The organism is Atopostipes suicloacalis DSM 15692 (genome assembly GCF_900129085.1).
Classification (GTDB): domain Bacteria; phylum Bacillota; class Bacilli; order Lactobacillales; family Carnobacteriaceae_A; genus Atopostipes; species Atopostipes suicloacalis.
Genome location: NZ_FQUF01000022.1, coordinates 1 through 22270 on the forward strand (window position 1 = coordinate 1; position 22270 = coordinate 22270).

A 22270-nucleotide genomic window follows, 5' to 3' on the forward strand; every position below is an offset into this window, starting at 1 on the left:
TATGGTTAGGGTGTCAAAACCCTATAAAATTTAACTTTTTCTTACTAAGATTCCTTTTCCAACAGCATTTTTGGTATAATTAACCGTATAAATATACTGATGGAGGTTGGTTTATTCATGTTTAAAGAAAACAATTCGCAACAAATGAATATAATGGATGATTCTTATTTACAAGCATCCAAACGCGTCCAGAAAATCGTTGAGAAATCCTGGGCTAAACCATTTGCTGAAATTATTTTTCCTGCGATTAATGAAGCTCGTTTTTCTGTTTTGTATAGTGACGACAATGGTCGTCCTAATACGCCGATAAATTATATTTTTAGTTCATTACTTTTAAAAGAAACCCTTGGTTTAACCGATGATGAATTAACAGAGTCTCTTCATTGCGATGTTCGATTTCAGTATGCCTTGCATTCAACTAGTATGAAAGAACAACCCGTAAGCGATCGAACATTTAGTCGCTTTCGTGCAAACTGTTATGCTTATCAACTAGAAACAGGTCGTGACCTGATTGAAGAAGAGATCTTGGCACTGTCTAAGGAAATCGCTGAATACTTCGACTTAAGTCCTACCCAAAAAAGAATGGATAGCATGATGATAGCATCAAATACACGAAAGCTTTCTCGATTAGAATTACTTTACACATGCATCGAAAAGCTTATTCATTCCTTGGATACGTCGTATCCATCGCTTGATATTACCGCTTTTAAGCATTATCTAAATACAGACCAAGAGAATCAATTTATCTACCATGATGACACACCTTACAATGAAAAATTACATAACCTCATAAAAGATGCGTACACTTTAATTGATACGTATAGTGATGAATTATCTGAACACCCAGATTTTCAGCTTCTTTGTCGTGCGGTAGATGACCAAACAACAAAAAATGAAAAAGGAGAATCCGCTGTAAAAAAGGGAAAAGAGATTCGACCAAATAGTTTACAAACGCCTTATGACCCAGACGCCACTTATCGTTATAAAGCTGGGAAAGGGTATATTGGATATTCTGCAAATATTGTAGAAACCGTTGGTACGGATCTCTCCCTCATTACAGATTATGATTATGATATCAACAGTCAAAGTGATGTGAATTTTGGTTATTCAGCGATTGAACAAATGGGCAAGCAAGAATTATCAACTACTCTTATCGCGGACGGTGCTTATAACTCAGATGATAATCAAGCACTCGCAGAAGCAAACAATGTTCAGTTGATTACTACACAACTAAAAGGAAAAAAACCGAATATCCATTATGCCGATATCATCCTAGATGAAGATTCCAAAACAATCGTGCAATGTCCGGGAGGACTGCGTCCTCTGTCCACCAGTTATTATCCAGAAACCGATACTTATCGGGCTGTCTTTGATTTAAAGAGCGCAGAAAATTGTTGCTGTTCCATCTGTTCAAAAAAGAAACAGAAGAAAACGACGGTTTTAATTGTCACACCCAAAGCGGTTCAACGTGCGAAACAAGCAAAAGAAATGAAAGAAGTGTCCTTTCTTCAGTATAGTCATTTTCGAAATGGCATAGAAGGCATCCCTTCTATTTTAAGGCGGAAATATTCTGTCGATCGTATGCCCTTCAGGGGATTAGTGCGCTCAAAACAGTGCTTCGGCTTCAAAATCGGCGGTATAAACGTTAAAAATGCCGTTAAGGCATACCAAAATAGAGCGATAGCCGTATAAAAGGATGGAATCCCCATAATTAATTTTTGAAATTTAAACTTTTGAGCATTTTTTCTAATTAGTAACAGATAAAGTGTTTAAAATTTTGGGTTTCGACACCCTAACCATAATATACCAACTAAAATATAAAATGGCCATCTTGTTTTTTCAAACCCTAAGGGAACATTGTAAATCAAGAAATCAAGAAATCCATTTGGTCCAATTGCACGAACATTCAATAGATTCAAAATAACCATGCTTAAACCACTTAAAACCGAATGTAAGACAAACAAAATAGGTGCAATAAACATAAAAGAAAATTCAATAGGCTCAGTTACTCCAGCAATAAATGAAGTAAATGCAGCAGGAATTAAGATAGCTCTTGCTTTAGCTTTTTTTTCCGGTTTAGCAGTGTGATACATTGCCAAACAAGCACCAATTAAACCAAATATTTTTGAAATTCCACGCGCATCCCAAATAACTGTTTTAGATAAAACTTGTACATTAGGATCAGCCATTTCAGCAAAATAGATATTACGTGCACCCTCGAATACCTGTCCTCCTACTTCTTGAACTCCACCAAGTGATGTATATAAAAACGGTGTATAGACTAAATGGTGTAAACCTGTCGGAATTAACAATCTTTCAAGCATTCCATATAACATTAAGCCGATATTTCCAGATTGATTAATAAATCCACCAAGTGAATTAATCCCTTCTTGAATAACTGGCCAAATATAACTCATAATAATGGCTAAAGTAACAGTAATTGGGATTAAGATAATAAAAACGAAACGAGAGCCACCATAAATTTGAAATGCGTTATCAAATTCGGTATCAGCAAATCGATTATGAATTAGTGCAGTAATTACTCCTAATATAATTCCTAAAAATACACCCATATCAAGAATTTGAACACCTAACACCATTGATTGACCTGTACCTTGTAATGCTTCAGGATCAACTAATAAGCCACTCAACTCTAAAAATGCGTTCATTGCATAAATAAATACAATGTATGCTAGTAATGATGTGAATCCAGCCTCTGCACGTTTTTTGTCAGATAAACCAATTGTAATTCCAACCGCGAATATTAATCCAAGATTATTTAAAATGGATACGAGTGCACTTGATAAAATAGTACCAAATCCTGTAGTGATTGGGTTATCTAAAACTGGAAATAATTCTAGTAAACCTGCATTTGTAAATAAATTTCCAAATGCAATCAAAAGACCGGCAATAGGTAAAATAAGAACAGGTACAAACATGGCCTGAGCAAATTTTTGTAAGCCATTAATTAATTTCTCTTTCATCTTCTTTCCTCCTTGTATACTTTAGTAATTCCATTTTTATTTTTGATGAATTCAGTTTTAATTAACTAATTTTTCACGAGTCCAATACTATTTAAACTAAAATTAGAACAACAATTTTTATATCCTTTACGAATACAAGGCCTCCTTTCTTAAAAAATATTATGTCAAATTCCCAATAATTTTTTTATAAAGCTTTTGAATCTTACATCCTTCTTAGATATTCTAAGTATACGTGATATTTTTTATCGTTTTAAGCGCTTTCAAATAATGGAAACATGTTTCAAAGAACCGAAACACATTTCCATCAGGTATTAATGATTAAAATTGTTCTAAATGCTTTTCTAAAAGAAATTCGAATAATAAAAGAACGCTTGGAAAAAAGATATTTGGTAGCATATTACGATCATCTAATTGATGGATATCTTTAACTGGGAGATTTAAATCTGATAAGAGAGCCATACGATTATCAGAATCTTGTGTCACCGAAATAGTATAAATATCTGCTTCAGAAGCTGTCAATAATTTATTATATACTTGTTCAGTTTCTCCTGATTTAGAAATAACTAGCATTGCACCAATATCTTCTAAATTATTCTCAAAAACACCTATAGAATCTGAGCCACTAGATATAATTGCTTTTCTTCCAAGAACTAAAAGTTTTTTATAAATATACTCTGAAATAATTTTTGAGAAACCTGTAGCATATATAAAAACATATTTTTTTGATTTTTTAAAAATCTTCTCATTAAAATTATTTATTTTATCTTCAGATAACTGACCAGCAATAGTAGAAAAATTATAATCTAAAATTGTATTTTTTGAAGAGTACACATCCACTTCACTCTTTTTTATAATTGGAAGTAGAGAATAATACATATCTGTAAAACCAGTATAGCCAAGCTTTTTAGATAAACGGATAACAGATGCTGGAGAAGCGTAAGTAGCTTTAGCAACATCACGCACCCCCATATCCTGAATCTCATTTATATTTTCAATAAAATATTTTAAAATATTCTCTTCTAAATTTGTTAAATTTTTCCCAGTCATTAATTTATTAAAATCCAAATCTTTCACTCTCCCTTTTACGTATGAACGAATATAATATTCCACTATTTCAGGTTTTATTTTATCAATAAAGCATATATTAACTGTTGGGTTTGTAGGATCAATACGCTTTCCTAACTTATTAATCAATTTAAAAATTAAACTAATCTATTATAATATATTTTAATCAAAATGAATCTCTTTACCAATCAAATCCTTTTAATTTTTTATTTTATAGAACATACAATATAGATGGTATGTTTTTTCATTTTTATCCGGTTTAGACGTTATTATAAATAAAAAATGACCTACTACTATAAAAGCAGCAAGTCATTTTACATTTCATATATTTATTCTTCGTCTGTATCGTTTTGTAAACCGTATTTTTTGTTGAAACGGTCGATTCGTCCATCTGCTTGAGCAAATTTTTGTTTGCCTGTGTAGAATGGATGTGAATCAGAAGAAATTTCAACTCGGATTAATGGATATGTGTTTCCGTCTTCCCACTCAACTGTTTCATCAGATGATTGTGTTGAGCCTGATACAAATTCAAAACCTGTTGTAGTGTCTCGGAAAACGACTTTTTGGTATTCTGGATGGATTCCGCTTTTCATTCTTTTCACTCCTTATGCCATAGAGTTTTTCACTCCATAGTTTATTCGATTGTACTTTTAATTATTTTAAAATAAAAAATAATTGATTTCAATTATTTTCTTGCAACATTTAATATATTAGCATGGATTAGGATAAAACGCAATACAAAAACTTCATAAATTAATGATTCTTTCAATGTCTAACGCGAACGCTCGAGTATATTTTTCATAAATTCTTCGTTTGTTTTGTAATTATTTAGAGTGGTAATAAATTTCTCTGTGAACTCTAATGAATCATGTGGAATACTGCGACGTAAGCGAAATGCCGCTTCAAATTCTTCTTTAGATAGGATCAATTCATCTTTACGTGTACTTGATTTGATAATGTCAATAGCTGGATAGACTCTACGATCAGCAAGTTGACGCGAAAGATGGATTTCCATATTTCCTGTTCCTTTAAATTCTTCATAAATCATATCGTCCATACGGCTTCCCGTATCAACTAAAGCTGTGGCGATAATCGTTAAACTGCCGCCATCTTCAACATTTCGAGCAGAACCAAAGAATCGTTTGGGGCGATACAGAGCAGCAGGATCTAATCCTCCACTTAAGGTTCGACCACTTGGCTGCTCCACTAAGTTATAAGCACGCGAGAGCCGAGTAATACTATCCATTAAAATGACCACGTCTCGCTTGTCTTCTACTAAGCGTCGCGCACGTTCTAAAACAAGTTCGCTAATGCGCACATGATTTTGTGGTTGTTGGTCAAACGTAGAATGTGCCACTTCACCTTTAATGCTTCGCTCAATATCCGTTACTTCTTCTGGTCGCTCATCAATGAGTAACATAATCAGTTCTACATCCGGATGGTTGGTTGTAATACTATTAGCGATTTCTTTAAGCAAGGTGGTCTTTCCAGCTTTAGGTGGGGCTACAATTAATCCACGCTGGCCAAAACCAATAGGCGCTAAAATGTCTAGAATACGAGAAGAAACGTGTTTTCTTGAAGATTCTAGTTGTATTTTTCGATTTGGATATAATGCAGTCAGTGCCGGAAAGTGCGGGCGGTCTCTTGCATCTTCAGGATCTTTTCCATTTACTCGTTTTACATTCATCAAACCATAATAACGTTCCGATTCTTTGGCTGGTCTAGCGGTTCCTGCCACAAGATCTCCTTCGCGTAAGCCAAATCGGGTCATTTGCGAAGCGGAAATATAGACATCTTCGTTACTTTGAGAGTAGTTGATAGGTCGTAGGAAGCCAAAGTCTTGGTTTGGAACTTTGTCGAGGACTCCGCTAACTTGAAAGTAGCCTTGTTTTTCTTCTTGGGCTCGGATTACTGCAAAGGATAGTTCTTTTTTGTTCATTTGGCTGTATCGTGGGATGTCTAAATCTTTTGCCATTTGGTATATTTCTTTTAATGTTTTTTCTTGTAATTGATCATACGTTAAAAATTTGTCTTTTTCCACAGGGTACCTCTTATCTTTTATTTAATTTTTTCTTTTGTTTCAACCATCTGGATATCTGCGCCGAGTGCTGTTAGTTTTTCGACGATATTTGAATAACCTCGTAAAATATTTTCTACACCGGTAATTTCTGTTGTGCCTTCCGCCATTAATGCGGCAGTAACTAGGCAGGCACCTGCTCGAAGATCACTGGCTTTGACTTCTGCTCCGGTTAGTTTGTCGACTCCTTTAATTAAGATGGTATCACTTTCCACTCTTATATCTGCTCCCATTCGTTTTAATTCTGGGATGTGGTTGACTCTTTTAGGATAAATAGTATCAATAATAACGGATTCTCCAGCGGTTTTCATTAATAAGGGAGTGACGGGTTGTTGTAAATCTGTTGCAAATCCAGGATAAGGTAATGTTTTTATAGTAATTGGTTTGAGTTTTTTGGTGGTTGCTAAGATACGGACACTTTCTTCTTCCACTTCCAGAGGGACACCCATTTCAGTCATTTTAGCGACTAGACTTTCTATATGTTCCCCAATGACGTTTTCAATCAGAATGTCTTCACCGATGGCTGCTGCAATGGATAAATAAGTTCCGGCTTCAATTCGATCGGGAATAACTGTATGTGTAACTCCTGTAAGCTTTTCTACTCCTTCGATTCGAAGGGTATCTGTTCCTGCTCCACGGATATTAGCACCCATTTTGTTTAAGAGATTGGCAACGTCGATAATTTCAGGTTCTCTAGCTGCATTTTCGATAGTGGTTAAGCCTTTTGCTTTTACGGCAGCTAACATGACATTAATCGTTGCTCCAATTGAAACAACATCTAAGTATATCTTTTCACCAGTCATTCCGGTTTCGGGTGTATCAAAGTGCATGGCACCCATTCGATTTTCGACTTCTGCACCTAATGCTTGGAATCCTTTTAAGTGTTGATCAATTGGGCGTGGTCCTAAATCACAGCCTCCTGGTAAGCCAACGACTCCTTGTCCAAATTTTCCAAGAAGTGCCCCCATAAAGTAATAAGATGCACGTAGACTATTTATTTTTCCACTGGGCATTGGGATAGAAACCATTTCTGTAGGATCGATATGAAGGGTACTGCCGTTGAAGGATGTTTTTACATTCATTTCATTTAAAATATCAAGTAATGAGTACACATCTTGGATATCAGGTACTCCTTCTAATGTTACTGGACTATCTGCTAAAATTGAAGCAGGAATCAGAGCTACGGTACTATTTTTTGCACCAGATATGGTTACTTGCCCTGAAAGTTTTTTACCACCATTAATTATTAATTTTTTCATAAATAAAGCCTCACTTTAATCTTTTAATCATTTATTTTTTAGGTTTGTATTTTATATTTTTAATTTGAGTTTTTTGGTACTTAAGGAATTTTGTTTTGAATTTTTATTTTTAAATGTGGGTTGTACTTAGAAGCTAAATATGTACGGAATAAGTATATAGGAGAAATATAGAAACGTCCACTTTTATCCAAAAAATCATACGTAGAATGGAAGAAAACCGTAAATGGCCGATTAAGGGAGTTAATCTATGATATATTTATTTTTTGGATTTTTGAAGGAACGGGTTGAAATGTTTTATATTCGGCTTTAAAAGACGTTACATTTATCGAGCTCGCGTTTCGGCGTTCGTCCCCGCGTTTGAGCATCACTTTTTAAGATGATTAACTATCGCTTCCTAATGCCAAATTCAGCTAAAGAATATAATCCTCACATTATAAGAAGCAAAAACCCCAGCTGAGATTTTTGCTTCTTAGTTATTATAGGCTGACATTTTATCTAATCACTTATTCTAAATTTTATTGATGACGTTCATAATTATCCAATTCATCTGTTGAGAGCTCATGATCTTTTGGTTTGTTGTCTTTGGAGCCTAATGCTTGTTCTTCTTCATAACTTCTAGTTCCTTCAGGGCCTACAGTATTGGGTTGAGTATTAGTCATTGGTCGCCCATTGGTTTGATCCGTTCCCTCATCAACTACAATGACCAGCTGTCCTTGATCAATCCGGTCTTTATATTCATAGGCGGGATCTTCTTTATAGAGAAGGTCAGAGTCCTCATTTGAATCATCCATTGTAAAGAAATCTTTGATTGAATCCCAAAGTGAATCTTCAGAATCCCTCTTTTCAGTAAGAGTCGTCGTCTGTTCCGTTTCTATTTCTTCTGTATGAATATCTGTCTTTTCTTTTTTAGTGAGCTGTTTACGAACTTCAGCATTTGCGACTACCGTAATTTCATTTCTGGAATAGCCTTGGTTTTTTAAACGTTCGATGGCTTGCCTCGCACCTTCTAGTGTAGGATAGACACCTTCAACTTTTTTACTCATAAAGACTCCACTCTCCTTTAAATTTTCTTTTATCTTATAAGAAGTATAAAAAACCTAAAATTCATCAGCAAGCAATATGCTTTTTGTCTTTTAATTTTTTAACTTTAAGAGGTCTCAGATTTTTGAATCATTTCAAAAAATGCGAAAAAATATGGCATCAATGAATGTAGGACATTCATCAATACCATATTCGTTAGGACTACACAATTAAATGTAGCTCTAGTAATTTTTTGAACGCATTTTTAATTAATGATTGTTTGTTCCAAGATGGTCATCTAAATGATCATTTGAAATTTCTTTGTCTAGTGTGTCATCATCAGAAGGTTTATTAGATGGCTTATCTTTTTTGTTTTGTTTATCTACATGGCCATCTTCGTCATCCACTTCTAACTCTTCATGACGAACGGTATCTCCTACCGTTTGACTATCTTGTTTAGCTTCTTTTTTGATTTCCACTTCTTCTACGACATCTGTTTCTTTTCGAGGAGTTACTTTCTCTTCTTCTATCGGAATTACAATATCTTCCTCATCTGTCGTATCAATCTTATCATCTGTGGTTTTATCTCCAGAAACAGGTTTTCTTTCAATCGTTACTTCCTCTTTTGTTACAGGAACTTCAACTGTTTCCGTATCTTCAACCACTTTCTTGCTAACATGTACTTCGCCTGTTTTTTCTTTTTCTTTGTCTACTTTAAGACGTTCTTCTCTAAGTTCGATGGTTTCATCGTCTCTATCCGTATCCATTGTGTCTGTTCTAGTTGTGGCTGTGTCTGTATCAGTAGTTGTATCTGTCTGATCCATGCCTTTAGAAGTATCAGGTTCTCCGCTAACTAAAACAACAATCTCACCTTTAGCAATTGCTTCTCGATGAGCATATAATGGGTCATTGTCTGCATCATAATCAGGTTGTTCATAATTGGATTCATCATAAGTGTCATCCATTGTAAAAAAGTCTTTGATGGACTCCCAAAGTGATTGATCGTCATTTTCTCTATTTACACGATCCATTGAATGGTGATCTTCTGTATCTTCGGTCGTCACTTCTGCATCTACATTTGAAGATAAACGATTTCGAACTTCATCATTTGCTACAACAGTTATATTTTTGTGGTTATAGCCTTTTTCTCTTAATCTATCGACAGCTTGCATAGCATCCTCAACGTTCGAATATATTCCTTCTACTCTTTTTTCCATTATTGACTTCCTTTCTATTTATGATGTTTTTGACCTTAAAGAGAGTATAAAGCATCTAGACCTTTGTCAAAAGTAATACGATTTATAATTTCGCTAAACAAAAAAGAGCAGATTTCTCTGCTCTTTTCATAAACCGTATAAAATTTAAATTATCCTTTGTTTGATGAACCAAATTCACGCATTTTGCCTTTTGTTGTTTCAGCAATGTCTTCTTTACCAGGGCCGATAATTTTACGTGGGTCGTAAACTTTTTGGTCCGTTGCGATAACTTCGCGTGTACGAGCTGTCCATACTTGTTGTAATTCAGTATTCACGTTAATTTTTGAATGACCATACTCAATTGCTTTTTCAATTTGGTGTGTTGGAATACCTGATCCACCATGTAGAACTAATGGTGCACCTGTAAGTTCTGAAATTTCTTTCATTTCAGCAAAGCCTAATACAGGTTCACCTGCATAAGTACCATGAACTGAACCTAAAGCAGCTGCTAAAGCATCGATTCCAGCTTCGTCAACCATGCGTTTACATTCCTTTGCATCCGCATAGATCACATTTCCGATAACGCCATCTTCTTCTCCACCGACTGTTCCCACTTCTGCTTCTACTGAAACACCTTTTGCATGAGCGTATTCTACAACTTTTTTAGTATTTTCAATGTTTTCGTCAATTGGGAATGCAGAGTTATCAATCATTACTGAAGAAAAACCTGCATCAATTGCATCTACAACAGATTCGTAAGATGAACCGTGGTCTAAATGTAAAGCAATGGGAACTGTAATATCCATTGTTTCCATTAGAGCATTTACCATTGCAACAACAACTTTTGTGCCACCCATATATTTTGCTGCACCTTCAGAAACACCTAAAATTGCTGGGGATTGTTCTTTTTGAGCGGCTTGCAAAATAGCTTGTGTCCATTCCAAGTTGTTGATATTGAATTGACCAACTGCATATTTTTCATCTAATGCTTTGTTCAACATATCTGTCATACTGACTAAACGACTCATAAAAAGCCTCCTATATATTTTCTACATTATTTTGTAACTATTACTGATACATTATATCAAAAATTTCAAAAAATACGAGGGGTATTGCTAAACATTTCACGATAAACCTAAATTTATTTGTTTTTCGTGAAATGATAGCGTTTTATTCTATTAAAACTGGTTTGCACTTTCAATAAAGGCTCTAAATAATGGATGAGCGCGATTTGGTCGTGAAATAAATTCAGGATGATATTGAACCCCAACAAAGAATGGATGATCCGGTATTTCAATAGATTCAACTAAACGTCCATCTGGAGATAAACCGGATAAGACAAGTCCATTTTCTTCTAATAGATCAAAATAGTCATCACTGACTTCATAGCGATTACGGTGACGTTCTTCAATTTCTGTCTCCCCATAAATTTCCGCTACTTTTGAATTTTCTTTTAAATGACTTGGATAAGAACCTAAACGTAAAGTTCCTCCTAAGCTTTCAATACCTTTTTGGTCAGGATGTAAGTCTACAATTTTGTGTTCTAGGTTTTCAGATTGTTCAGTAGAACCTACATTTTCTAAACCGATAACATCTCGTGCATATTCAATTACTGCAAGTTGCATACCTAAAGAAATACCGAAGAATGGGACTTTGTTTTCACGAGCATAGCGAATGGCTTCGATTTTCCCTTGAATTCCACGTGAACCAAAACCGCCTGGAACGATAATTCCTGAAACATCGCCTAGTTCAGCTTCTAAATTATCGGTCGTTAACAATTCAGAATCTATCCATTGAATATCAACTTCTGTATCTTCTGCAAATCCAGCATGTCTTAAGGCTTCGTTTACTGAAAGATACGCATCTTGTAATTCAACATATTTTCCGACTAGAGCTATCTTGACTGATTTCTTTAGGTTTAATACGCCATCTACCATCTCTTCCCATTGAGACATATCCGCTTCAGGAACATCTAAGCCGAATTGATCGACTACAATTTGGTCTAAGTGTTGTGCTTTTAGGTTTAATGGAATTTGGTATAACGTATCTACATCCACAGACTGAATCACTGATTCTGGATTCACATCCGTGAAGGAAGCAATTTTGTTTCGTGTTTCAATGTCTAAAGGAAATTCTGTACGGGTAATTAAAATGTTTGGTTGAATCCCTAATCCCCGAAGTTCTTTTACACTATGTTGGGTCGGTTTGGTTTTCATTTCTCCAGCTGCAGCTAGATAAGGAACCAGAGTGGTATGAATATATAAAACATTTTCTGCCCCAACTTCGCGTTTCATCTGACGAATAGCTTCTAAGAAAGGAAGAGATTCAATATCGCCAACGGTTCCACCAATTTCAGTAATGATAATATCTGAATGAGTGGTTTCAGCTGCACGCATAATTTTATCTTTAATTGCATCTGTGATGTGGGGAATCACTTGAACTGTTGCACCTAAATAGTCCCCGCGACGTTCTTTGTTGATCACTTCTGAATAAACTTTTCCTGTGGTAACGTCAGAATATTTATTTAAAACAATGTCTATAAACCGTTCATAATGCCCTAAGTCTAAATCCGCTTCAGAACCGTCTTCTGTGACATAAACTTCTCCATGTTGGTATGGACTCATAGTTCCTGGGTCCACGTTAATATATGGATCACATTTTTGGATCGTTACGTTTAACCCTCTATTTTTTAATAATCGTCCGAGTGATGCAGCGGCTATCCCCTTACCGATTGAAGAAACAACGCCACCTGTGAAAAAGATATACTTTGTCATTAAAAAGCCCCCTATAAGATTAATTCATATTGCTACTCCAAAATAATCTTATTTATTTTGTACAGCAATATCATTATGGAATGCACTAACTCTATGATGTTTAAAATTTCTACTTATATTTATCTCAAAAAATAAGAAGCTCCCTATCCCATAAAATTTTAATAGAATAGAGAGCTATTTCATTCATTTTCTGACTAGAAAAATAATGGATCAAATTTCTAGTGCCCAAGTAATATGTTAACTACTTTTTAGGAAATGGTCAAGAATTTAATCGTAATTTTTTAAATTAAAATTCGTCATCGTCCATTTCTTCATCTAATAAATCATCGTCATCAACAATTGCCAAGTCATCCATTTCAGAATCATCTGTATCTAATTCATCCATATTTTCTTGGTAATCATCAAGGTTTTCAACTGTTCCATCACCATCAATATCTACATATGTTTCATCTTTTGTAGTATCTGTATCTTCTTCATTTTCATCGAGCTCTTCTTTGAACTCATCTTCTAAAGCTAAGTCATCATAATCATCAAATCCATCTGAACTAATTTGTGGAATAATGTCTGCTTCATCGTTTTCATGAGTGAGCACTTCGTTAATAGAATCTACAGGATACCAAGTACGTAAGCCCCATGAATTTTCACCTAAAGAGATAAATTCACCATCTACATTAATATCTGTATAGAATTGAGGCATTCGTTTGTTCATTTCTTCTTCATTAAGTTCAATAAAATTAGAGACTTCTAATAAGATATCATTGAAGTCCATCACTTCGCCTTTTTCTTCAAGAACTGCTTTTGCGACATCGATCATCGCCAACTCATCAATGTGGTCGCCTTTAAATTGTTTTAATTTCAATCTTTTCACCCTTTATTTCATGTTTGATTCTTTAGCCATCATTTGTTTACCATGTCAAAAGATATTTTATTTCTATTCTCTTTTATTTAGCGTTCATTGTCCTTACTTTGAAACTTTTGCGTAAAGTTTGCTTCGCAAAACTCGTTACTTGCGTGCTTTATCTTATCGCATTATGTCGTAAAACGCAACCGTATTTGATAGGTCCCTAATGGAATATTTTCCATATACATAATGTAATCGATCTCTATATCTCCTGCAAAAGGTGCCTCATTATAACTGGAACTTATGCGTCTTGTTTCTACCCTCATCTGCATAATACCAGTTGGAGTTGCATAACTTGTATAGGTATCTTCTTCTTGATTAAAAATTAACCGCGTTTTATGGTCTGTGTGCCGGGTAATATGCACGACACCTTCTGGATCTATTTTAATTAAGGTGACAACTCCTGCATCTTCCCCTTCTGTTTCTTCAAATCTCAAATAATAATTATCATTCATTAATACAATTCGACCCAACTCATCAAAGGAATTTTTAAAGACTTCTTCCTCTTGGACGATAGTTGTCTCTAAAATGACTCGCGCAGGTAAGCCCTGCGTTAAATTATTTCTTTCCATCTTCGCTTGACTCCCTTCAATTTTCCTACATCTCTATTTTAGCATAAATTCTTCTCAATTATAGGAGTAAAGTGATTCGTAGATAGGATTTCTCTTAAAAGTTTGTTACAATCAAACATGAAAGAATGGAGTAAACAGCATGATGAATAATAAAAAATATACAGCATTTAACCAAGGCTTATTTAATGTTTTTGATGCGCAATCAATGCCTTATAAAAAAGACCAAAGTTTTGCTCATTTTGCTTTAACTGATGCTTTAATTACTTATGCAGGAGCTCACGAACAACCGCTTCTTCATTTTTGGCAGACAGATCCTCTCGTTATTTTAGGGATGATGGATACAAAAATCGGTCGGTTTAAACAAGCCCTCCCTATTTTTGAGGAATATCAACATCAAGTCATTGTCCGAAATTCGGGTGGACTGGCTGTCGTTAGTGACCCGGGCGTGTTAAATGTTTCTCTAATCTACCCTTCAAAAGAAGAACGCTTATCGATTGATAGAGGTTATGAATATATGTTGGACTTTATACAGGAAACTTTCTATCCAATCTATCCTTATGAAATTAAAGCTTATGAAATTACGAATTCTTATTGTTTTGGGGATTATGATTTGAGTATTGATGGACGCAAAATCGCAGGGATTTCACAGCGTCGCATTAAAGATGGTGTAGCGATTATGCTTTATATTAGTATAAATGGGGATCAGAAAAAGCGAGCACAAATGTTGAAAAAATTTTATGACAGAGGCCTTGATGGGTCAGAACCTTCCGGGCGCTATCCAGATATTCATCCTGAAGTGATGACTACTCTAGAAGAAGCATATGGAACTCCCCTTTCTGTAAACGAGGTTAAAAGCAGAATGCTTCGTCATTTTGACTGGCAAAAAGGGACGTATGATGGGGAAATGAATCGCTACTATTTGGAAGCTTTGGAGAAGATGCAGCGCAGGAACCGACGTGTTTTTGGTGAAGATTTTGTTTGATATTTGGATAAGAGGAGGAAGCTTAAATGAAGCCCATACTTTTTGAGAAAGCGGATCGTTTAGATTCGGAGATTGTTTTTAGAGATACGGTACATGATTATATTCATGTGCGTCATCAGTTGATATTGGATTTAATTGATTCAAAAGAATTTCAGCGTTTGCGTCGAGTTAAGCAACTTGGAACGTCTCAATATACTTTCCATGATGCTGAACATTCTCGTTTTTCACATTCTTTAGGTGTTTATGAATTAGCCCGTAAAATTTGTGATCGGTTTGTGCGCAATTATCCGAATGAGTGGGATGATTCTGAGCGTTTAGTGACTTTGTGTGCGGCTTTGTTGCATGATATTGGTCATGGGCCTTTTTCTCATACCTTTGAACAAATTTTCGGAACGGACCATGAGCATTTTACGACTGAAATTATTTTAGATGAAACGACTGAAGTGAATGCGATATTGCGTAAAGTTTCTCCCGATTTTCCAAATGAAGTGGCTAGTGTGATTACTAAAGAATATCCTAATCCACAAGTGGTGCAGTTGATTTCGAGTCAAATTGATGTGGATCGGATGGATTATTTGCAGCGAGATGCATACAATACAGGTGTCACATATGGAAAATTCGATCTATCTCGTATTTTACGGGTGATTCGTCCGCATAAAGAGGGAATTGCTTTTCAAATTCAGGGGATGCATGCGGTGGAGGATTATATTGTTCGTCGTTATCAAATGTATATGCAAGTTTATTTCCATCCCGTTTCTCGAGGAATGGAAGTGACGTTGGATCGTTTGTTAACGCGAGCAAGGGATTTGTATCAGACGGGGCAATTGTCTCCTGCTGTTCCTTTTTTAGAACCTTTCTTTGAGGAAAATTATTCAGTTAAGGATTATCTACGTTTAGATGACCACATTTTAATGTATGCTATTTCTGTTTGGGTAAATAGCGAGGACCGTTATTTAAGTACTTTATCGAAAATGTTTTTGAATCGTCAACCATTGAAATCAGTGGAATTTGATCGGGAACACGACGCAGAAACTGTTGAATATTTACGAGATTTGGTTGACGAATTATTTTATGATCGGAAATATTTTACAATGACCAATCGTAGCTCGGATATTTCTTATGATTATTCTTTAAAAGAAAAAGCACCCATTACTTTGATGCATGAAAATGGACAAATGGTCGATTTAAGTGAAGTCAGCCCGATTGTCCGTATTCTTAGTGACAATTTGCATGGAAATGACCGTTTGTATGTGCCCCGTGAATTATTACAAACCTCTCTTCCTGCTCAACAAAATTTAGAGATCTTTGATGATGTTTATTATGAATTTCAAAAACATATAAAAAATGGTAAAATTAATTAGATTTTATTGCTTTAATGAGCATTGTTGTAGGAAGAGGAGAATTGAATAGTGAATTATGATTTGATTGCCATTGATATCGATGGCACATTAGTAACTAGAAGCCATACGATTGCTGAGCCTGTATTTGAAGCGATACAACGGGTTGTAAAAGCGGGTAAAAAAATTGTTCTTTGTACAGGCCGTCCCTTTCCGGGAGCCAAACCTTATATGGAAGAATTAGGTTTAACCGATGAGGGTGATTTTATGATTACTTATCATGGTGCTTTGGTTCAACGCACAGATACATTAGAAGAAATTATTCATTATACATTAACCCATGAAGATTTACTTCAATGGCATACTTTAGCTGCAGATTTGAAGAGTAATTTTCATTCTGTTCGTAATGATGGCGTTTATACTGATTCAAGAGATTTAGATCAATTTTCTTTAATCGAGCCTACTGTAAACAACATCCCTTTACGTATTCGTACAATGAATGAAATGAAACAAGACATGACCTATTCTAAATTTATCATGGCAGATGAATTTGGGGTTATACAAAATTTGGAAGAACATATTTCTACAGAGATGCGTCAGAAATATACTGTGGTACGCAGCATGCCGAATACGATTGAAGTTTTGAATAAAGAAGCCAGCAAAGGACAATCTTTAAAGGAATTGGCTCGTCGATTAAATATTCCACAAGAACGAGTGATGGCTATTGGCGATTCTGGAAATGATATCGATATGGTAGAATACGCAGGTTTGGGCGTTGCAATGGGAAATGCTATCCCTGAAGTGAAGGAAGTAGCGGATGTAGTGACAGATACGGTCGATGAGTTTGGTGTTGCTACCGCCATTAATCGTTATTTCTTTGAGAACTAGTATATAGAGCTTTTATCGATTTGGTGTTAATGGATGCATTTTGATCCATTAACATCTTTTTTCTTTTAATAGTGAATGGAATGGATTCTATCGGACATAATTTTCTTTTTTGTCCGATAGAGCAGAAAAACAACTGAAATCCCTCCATTATTCTACCCTCAAAACGCAAAAACCACTTCCTAAAGACAGAATTTCCGATTTTGTCTTCAAGCGAGTGGTTTTTATTTATTATTTATTCATTGTTCCGTATTTTTCAAAGATTCGTTTCAGTTGCCTATTCTGCGCAATGAGATAAATGCCTAAAAAGCGAATCGGACCCATAATTAAATTCTGAGGGATTCTAGAAGCAAGCAACACAGGAAAAGGCGTTTGATAGAGAAGATTTAGCCATAAGGTATTTAACAAAAGATTAGTGAAGATTGAATTCAATAATACCGCCCAAAAGATGTGGTGCCATCGAATATGTTTTCGGTGTAAAAACAATCCATAAATAAAACTCCCCACAAAAGCCGTCAAAGTAAAGCCTATAAAAAACTGACCTTGCACTCCAAACAGGAAAGATTTCAATAAATCACTACCTGCAGCCGCAAATCCTGCTACCCATGGGCCGTACAGCATTCCAATCACCGCATGAATAATAAAGCCAAACGTCAACCGATTCGACGGGCCCAGCAAAATAGAAACCCTCGAAATCGCTAATTCCAGTGCCATTAAAACACCCAATACCGCAATTTGTTGAATCGTAAACGTAAATTTTTTCTTATTTTCTTTCATTTTGAACTCTCCTAAAATTATATTAAGAGTCCACTTCAAAAAAGCTTAAGCGGATGCGAGAAGCAGTCGCAAAATCATTTTCGTCTAGTGGCAACATCCCATCCACTAGCACTTCACGCTACATCTCTACTCTTTAGCATAGATAATCACTCATCGATTAATACGTTCTTTTTCGTTCCGAAATGACCTAGTTTCTAGCAATCAATCATTTCTTTTTCAGTAATATAGTAATTGACCGGAATATCAAAATGTTCCACTCCAAATGTATCGATAATTTGAGACGAATGTAATATAGAAACCGTTGGACGGATAAAATCAGCTAAAAAGCGATCGTAATAGCCGCCACCAAATCCTATACGGTAGCCATTCTTTGTAAAAACAAGGCCCGGGACAATCAATAGATCAATACGGTCTTTATCTACAGGCTCTGTATGAGTTGTGTCGGGTTCTTCCAAATTAAAGGGTCCTTTTACCGTTTGGGATAAATCTGTAATCTGGTAAAACACCATTTCTTTCGTATCGGGAAAGGTTTTGGGAATAACGACATCTCGCCCTTCTTCAAGAGCTCTCTTCACAATTTCTCTCGTATCCCATTCGTTTCCTATCGAGAGATAAACTCCAATCGTTTGGGCATCTCGCCATAAATCAGACTGGAACAATTGTTGCTGAATTTGATTCGAAATATCTTGTCTCTCGGAGGGTTCCCATTCTGAAAGGGAGCGTAGCATTTCTTCTCTTGCTCTTTTTTTCTCTTCACCCAATAAAATCTCCTCATTTCTTTTGTGACCATTCGGCAGCCAAAGCAAGTTGTCGTGCGAGGGAGGCAGTCGTCACCGATCCAACCCCTCCTGGTACGGGCGTTATGGCATTGGCTACTTTGGACACTTCATCAAAAACAACATCTCCATATATTTTATTGCCTTTAAAGTTAAAACCGACATCCAACACGACTGCGTCATTTTGAACATGGTCTTTGGTAATTAACCCAATTTCACCAGTTGCTGTAATTAGAATATCCGCTTGCTTAGTGAATTGTTTTAGATCTTTTGTATCGGTATGGCAATTAATTACTGTGGCATCAAGGTTCATCAGTAGGACCGTTAGCGGTTTACCGACTGTATTACTTTTCCCAACGACGCAGGCTGTTTGTCCTTTGACTTTAATATTATAGTATTCCAGCATTTCTGCAACAGCTTTAACCGTACTTGGGAGCAGAGCTTCTTTGTCTTCTGCCATGATTTTCCCAAGATTTAAAGCATGCATTCCATCAATATCCTTTTCGGGTGAAATATGTTTGGCTACTTTTACCCGATGGATATGTTTTGGAAGAGGCTGCATAACGATTATCCCATGAATTTCTGGACGATTATTTAATTGGTCCAAAGCTTCTAAAAAGGCTTCTTCTTTTACATCTTCTGGGAAGGTGGCATATTCTACTTGGATACCTAATTTTTCCATATATTTACTCGCCATTTTTTCGTATTGAATCGATGCCGGATTTTGATCTGCACGAACGATAGCCAATGTAGGCGTGAGCCCTTTTTCCTTTAATCGTTCAATTTCTATTTTTGTCTCTTGGTTTAATTTTTTAGCAACGGCGCGGCCATCTAATATTTTCGTCATCTCATCTCTCCTACATCTTTTTCATCTTTCTTTTGTAACTAGTGGTTAATAATCTCCAAGGCTTCTTGTTTCAGCGCACGTGTCCGTTGAATGATTTGTTCGTAAATCTTATCCACTTCTTGCGTCATTTCTTGTTTTAGTTCTTCATTTTTAATCAACTTGATATTGACCATACAGTTGATTTTTTCGCTTTCAATTGTCGCTTCGGTGAAGAATAAGCCAACTGCGATATCATCAACAATGGTTCCCCGAACTTTGATTTCTAACAATTTCTCAAATAAATCGAGGACATCTCCCATTTTTTTCATAATATCAAGAGGAGGTTTCGCCGCATCTGCTAAGCCTTGATCTACTTTTTTTCGTCGATAAGCTTTTTCTTCGGTAGTCGTTTGTGGAAGCTTGAATAAATCAAGTACGGGCTCAAACGCATCCGCATCAATCTCGGCCAAATCGAGTAATTCTTCTGTTAAGTTTTCTGCTTTTTGTATCGCTTTTTGGATTTGTTCTTCTTGTTCAACATACTTTTCTTTCCCTTGTTGAAGTTCAAAAACAAATTGTGCTAAGCTGGAAGCATATGCCCCTACAACACTTGCAGCACTCCCGCCGCCATACTTTCCATCTTTTGCAGCGAGTTCTTGTGCCCAAGCATGTACTGTTTTATCTTTCATGGTATCACATCCTTATTTTTTATAAACTGTTTTTCAATTAAAATAAACCTGTAATTTTTCCATTTTGATCGATATCAATATTTTCTGCAGCTGGTTTTTTTGGAAGACCAGGCATTTTCAGCACATCCCCGGTAAGAATGACAATAAAGCCAGCACCTGCTGAAATCGTCAAATCTTGAACAGAAACAGTAAATCCCTTAGGTTGGCCTAACAAAGTCGGATTATCTGAAAGAGAGTATTGGGTTTTGGCCATGCAAATTGGAAGGTCGCTAAAGCCCAGACGCTCCAACTGATGCAATGAACGTGTGGCGGCTGGAGACCAATCCACGCCGACGCCGCCATAAATTTTCTGAACAACTTTGGTGATTTTTGCTTCGATGGATTCTTCTAGTGCATAAGGATAGGTTAAAGTCGAGGGCTCTTCACAAACTTCAACCACTGCTCGTGCCATCTCTTCTCCTCCAGCGCTTCCTTGACTCCAAATATCCGCCAACACGACACGAAACCCTTCTGCTTCGCAAAGCTTGCTTAAGAGATTGTTTTCGGCAGGCGTATCTGCGCTAAAGGAATTAATTGCAACTACCGTGTTCATTCCAAAAACTTTTCCCATATTTTCGACATGTTTTTTTAAATTGGCAAACCCGGAACGCAAAGCCGCAAGATCTTCATGGTGTAAGTCATCTTTCGCTAAGCCGCCATGCATTTTTAAGGCGCGAATGGTTGCTACAACGACGACTGCATCGGGTTCTAAATTGGAAGTCCGACATTTAATATCAAAAAATTTCTCGGCACCTAAGTCAGCACCAAAGCCACCTTCTGTGACTACATAATCTGCATGAGATAAGGCCGTCTTTGTGGCTAATACGCTGTTACAACCATGAGCAATATTCGCAAAAGGTCCTCCATGAATAAAGGTTGGCGTTCCTTCGAGTGTCTGTACTAAGTTCGGTTTTAGGGCATCTTTTAATAAGACGGTCATTGCCCCTTCTGCTTTTATATCTCCGACTGTTATGGGCTCATCTTCATAAGTGTAGCCTAAAATGCAGCGGCTGAGTCTTTCTTTTAAATCGACGAGTGATTCGGCTAAGCATAATACCGCCATAATTTCAGATGCGACTGTAATTTCAAAGCCATCTTCCCGGGGAACACCATTTGTAGGGCCGCCGAGTCCACTTGTAATATTTCTTAGTTGGCGATCATTCATATCTACTGCCCGTTTCCAAGTGATACGACGCGGGTCAATATTTAATTGATTGCCTTGTTGAATATGGTTATCTAGCATAGCAGCGGCTAAATTATTCGCAGCGCCTATCGCATGCATATCCCCAGTAAAGTGTAAATTCAGATCTTCCATTGGGACCACTTGAGCGTATCCACCACCTGCCGCTCCACCTTTCATTCCAAAAACAGGTCCTAGTGAAGGTTCCCGTAAAGCAATGGCTGTCTTTTTTCCAATGTGTTGCAGGGAATCGCCTAAGCCTACTGATATAGTCGTCTTCCCCTCACCTGCTGGCGTTGGATTAATCGAGGTGACTAAAATTAATTTACCTACTTTTTTATTTAAATCTTTATTCTTTAAATTAATTTTCGCTTTATATTTTCCGTAGTATTCGAGTTGATTTGATGTAATATTCATCTTTTTTGCAATTTCTTCAATTGGTTCAAGCTCAGTATTTTGAGCAATCTCTATATCTGTACGTATTTTGAAAACCTCTTTCTGTACATACGCCAATTCATACGATGTTGATTAGTCTACTCAAGTATAGCATATGATTTGAGGAGATTCTTTCAAATTTTACCGAGATTCTTATGTAAAAAATTACCTTTAAGTTTTGTTTTTATTATTTTAAAAAATTCGAATATGAAAATGCAAAAGAGGGGGAGTATTTGTTTTAGCACACACTTTTTCGAGATTTGTGCGAGATGAGGCCAGCTACGCTCACTTTTTTGGAATTTGTGCGGGATAAGGCTCGCTTGCACACACTTTTCCGAGGTTTGTGCGGGATAAGGACCGCCTGCGCTCACTTTTCCAAGATTTGTGCGGGATGAGGCCCGCTGCACTCACTTTTTCGAGATTTGTGTGGGATAAGGCCAGCTGCACACACTTTTTCGAGATTTGTGCGGGATGAGGCCCGCTGCGCTCACTTTTT

Annotated in this window: 19 protein-coding genes, 1 pseudogene and 1 riboswitch; of the genes and pseudogenes, 4 read left to right on the forward strand and 16 right to left on the reverse strand. The window is 36.3% G+C overall.

Going from position 1 to position 22270, the window contains the following annotated elements; all coding sequences use genetic code 11:
- Positions 1-117: 117 nt before the first annotated feature.
- The gene (locus tag BUB96_RS07250; RefSeq protein WP_073298215.1) at positions 118-1692 is read left to right on the forward strand and encodes a transposase; all 1575 of its coding nucleotides are present in this window, start codon (positions 118-120) and stop codon (positions 1690-1692) included.
- A gap of 104 nt (positions 1693-1796) precedes the next feature.
- Here BUB96_RS07250 and BUB96_RS07255 read toward each other — a convergent pair.
- From BUB96_RS07255 to BUB96_RS07305, 11 genes and pseudogenes are all read right to left on the reverse strand, one after another.
- Positions 1797-2984: pseudogene (locus BUB96_RS07255) on the reverse strand (PTS transporter subunit EIIC); the annotation flags it as partial.
- A gap of 318 nt (positions 2985-3302) precedes the next feature.
- A complete protein-coding gene (locus BUB96_RS07260; protein ID WP_073298216.1) occupies positions 3303-4049 on the reverse strand; it encodes a MurR/RpiR family transcriptional regulator in 747 nt (248 codons plus the stop codon).
- 329 nt (positions 4050-4378) lie between these two features.
- Positions 4379-4642 (reverse strand): type B 50S ribosomal protein L31, encoded by a 264-nt coding sequence (locus BUB96_RS07265; protein ID WP_073298217.1) that lies wholly within the window; start codon positions 4640-4642, stop codon positions 4379-4381.
- A 179-nt stretch (positions 4643-4821) separates the two neighbouring features.
- Complete coding sequence (gene rho, locus BUB96_RS07270; RefSeq protein ID WP_234945825.1) at positions 4822-6024, reverse strand: transcription termination factor Rho; 1203 nt, start codon at positions 6022-6024, stop codon at positions 4822-4824.
- 83 nt (positions 6025-6107) lie between these two features.
- The gene (locus tag BUB96_RS07275; RefSeq protein WP_073298219.1) at positions 6108-7385 is read right to left on the reverse strand and encodes a UDP-N-acetylglucosamine 1-carboxyvinyltransferase; all 1278 of its coding nucleotides are present in this window, start codon (positions 7383-7385) and stop codon (positions 6108-6110) included.
- Between the two features lie 515 nt (positions 7386-7900).
- The gene (locus tag BUB96_RS07280) at positions 7901-8428 is read right to left on the reverse strand and encodes a general stress protein (protein ID WP_073298220.1); all 528 of its coding nucleotides are present in this window, start codon (positions 8426-8428) and stop codon (positions 7901-7903) included.
- A gap of 246 nt (positions 8429-8674) precedes the next feature.
- The gene (locus BUB96_RS07285) at positions 8675-9622 is read right to left on the reverse strand and encodes a DUF2382 domain-containing protein (RefSeq protein ID WP_073298221.1); all 948 of its coding nucleotides are present in this window, start codon (positions 9620-9622) and stop codon (positions 8675-8677) included.
- A gap of 149 nt (positions 9623-9771) precedes the next feature.
- Complete coding sequence (gene fba, locus BUB96_RS07290) at positions 9772-10629, reverse strand: class II fructose-1,6-bisphosphate aldolase (protein WP_073298222.1); 858 nt, start codon at positions 10627-10629, stop codon at positions 9772-9774.
- Between the two features lie 150 nt (positions 10630-10779).
- Positions 10780-12375 (reverse strand): CTP synthase, encoded by a 1596-nt coding sequence (locus BUB96_RS07295; protein ID WP_073298223.1) that lies wholly within the window; start codon positions 12373-12375, stop codon positions 10780-10782.
- A 286-nt stretch (positions 12376-12661) separates the two neighbouring features.
- A complete protein-coding gene (gene rpoE, locus BUB96_RS07300) occupies positions 12662-13234 on the reverse strand; it encodes a DNA-directed RNA polymerase subunit delta (protein ID WP_073298224.1) in 573 nt (190 codons plus the stop codon).
- Positions 13235-13404: 170 nt separating this feature from the next.
- Complete coding sequence (locus BUB96_RS07305; protein WP_073298225.1) at positions 13405-13848, reverse strand: YwiB family protein; 444 nt, start codon at positions 13846-13848, stop codon at positions 13405-13407.
- A 139-nt stretch (positions 13849-13987) separates the two neighbouring features.
- Here BUB96_RS07305 and BUB96_RS07310 point away from each other — a divergent pair, with 139 nt between their 5' ends.
- The 3 genes from BUB96_RS07310 to yidA are packed head-to-tail and all read left to right on the forward strand — an operon-like array spanning position 13988 to position 17055.
- The gene (locus BUB96_RS07310) at positions 13988-14830 is read left to right on the forward strand and encodes a lipoate--protein ligase family protein (protein WP_073298226.1); all 843 of its coding nucleotides are present in this window, start codon (positions 13988-13990) and stop codon (positions 14828-14830) included.
- Positions 14831-14856: 26 nt separating this feature from the next.
- Positions 14857-16191: an HD domain-containing protein gene (locus tag BUB96_RS07315; protein WP_073298227.1), complete on the forward strand. Its 1335-nt coding sequence runs from the start codon at positions 14857-14859 to the stop codon at positions 16189-16191.
- Positions 16192-16239: 48 nt separating this feature from the next.
- Positions 16240-17055 (forward strand): sugar-phosphatase, encoded by an 816-nt coding sequence (gene yidA / locus BUB96_RS07320; protein WP_073298228.1) that lies wholly within the window; start codon positions 16240-16242, stop codon positions 17053-17055.
- Between the two features lie 228 nt (positions 17056-17283).
- On the opposite strand, the gene BUB96_RS07325 is transcribed toward yidA, so the two are convergent.
- The 5 genes from BUB96_RS07325 to BUB96_RS07345 all read right to left on the reverse strand — a co-directional run bounded on the left by BUB96_RS07325 (position 17284) and on the right by BUB96_RS07345 (position 21852).
- Positions 17284-17829, reverse strand: coding sequence for a folate family ECF transporter S component (locus tag BUB96_RS07325; protein ID WP_073298229.1), 546 nt, complete (start codon positions 17827-17829; stop codon positions 17284-17286).
- A 45-nt stretch (positions 17830-17874) separates the two neighbouring features.
- Positions 17875-17965, reverse strand: a riboswitch (THF riboswitch).
- Between the two features lie 58 nt (positions 17966-18023).
- Positions 18024-18590 carry a 5-formyltetrahydrofolate cyclo-ligase gene (locus BUB96_RS07330; protein WP_073298230.1) on the reverse strand — a complete coding sequence of 189 codons (567 nt, stop codon included), beginning with the start codon at positions 18588-18590 and terminating at the stop codon, positions 18024-18026.
- Between the two features lie 10 nt (positions 18591-18600).
- On the reverse strand, positions 18601-19452 hold the full coding sequence (locus tag BUB96_RS07335; protein ID WP_073298231.1) for a bifunctional 5,10-methylenetetrahydrofolate dehydrogenase/5,10-methenyltetrahydrofolate cyclohydrolase: 852 nt from the start codon (positions 19450-19452) through the stop codon (positions 18601-18603).
- 38 nt (positions 19453-19490) lie between these two features.
- A complete protein-coding gene (locus BUB96_RS07340; protein ID WP_073298232.1) occupies positions 19491-20120 on the reverse strand; it encodes a cyclodeaminase/cyclohydrolase family protein in 630 nt (209 codons plus the stop codon).
- A gap of 37 nt (positions 20121-20157) precedes the next feature.
- A complete protein-coding gene (locus BUB96_RS07345) occupies positions 20158-21852 on the reverse strand; it encodes a formate--tetrahydrofolate ligase (RefSeq protein ID WP_234945823.1) in 1695 nt (564 codons plus the stop codon).
- Positions 21853-22270: the final 418 nt, after the last annotated feature.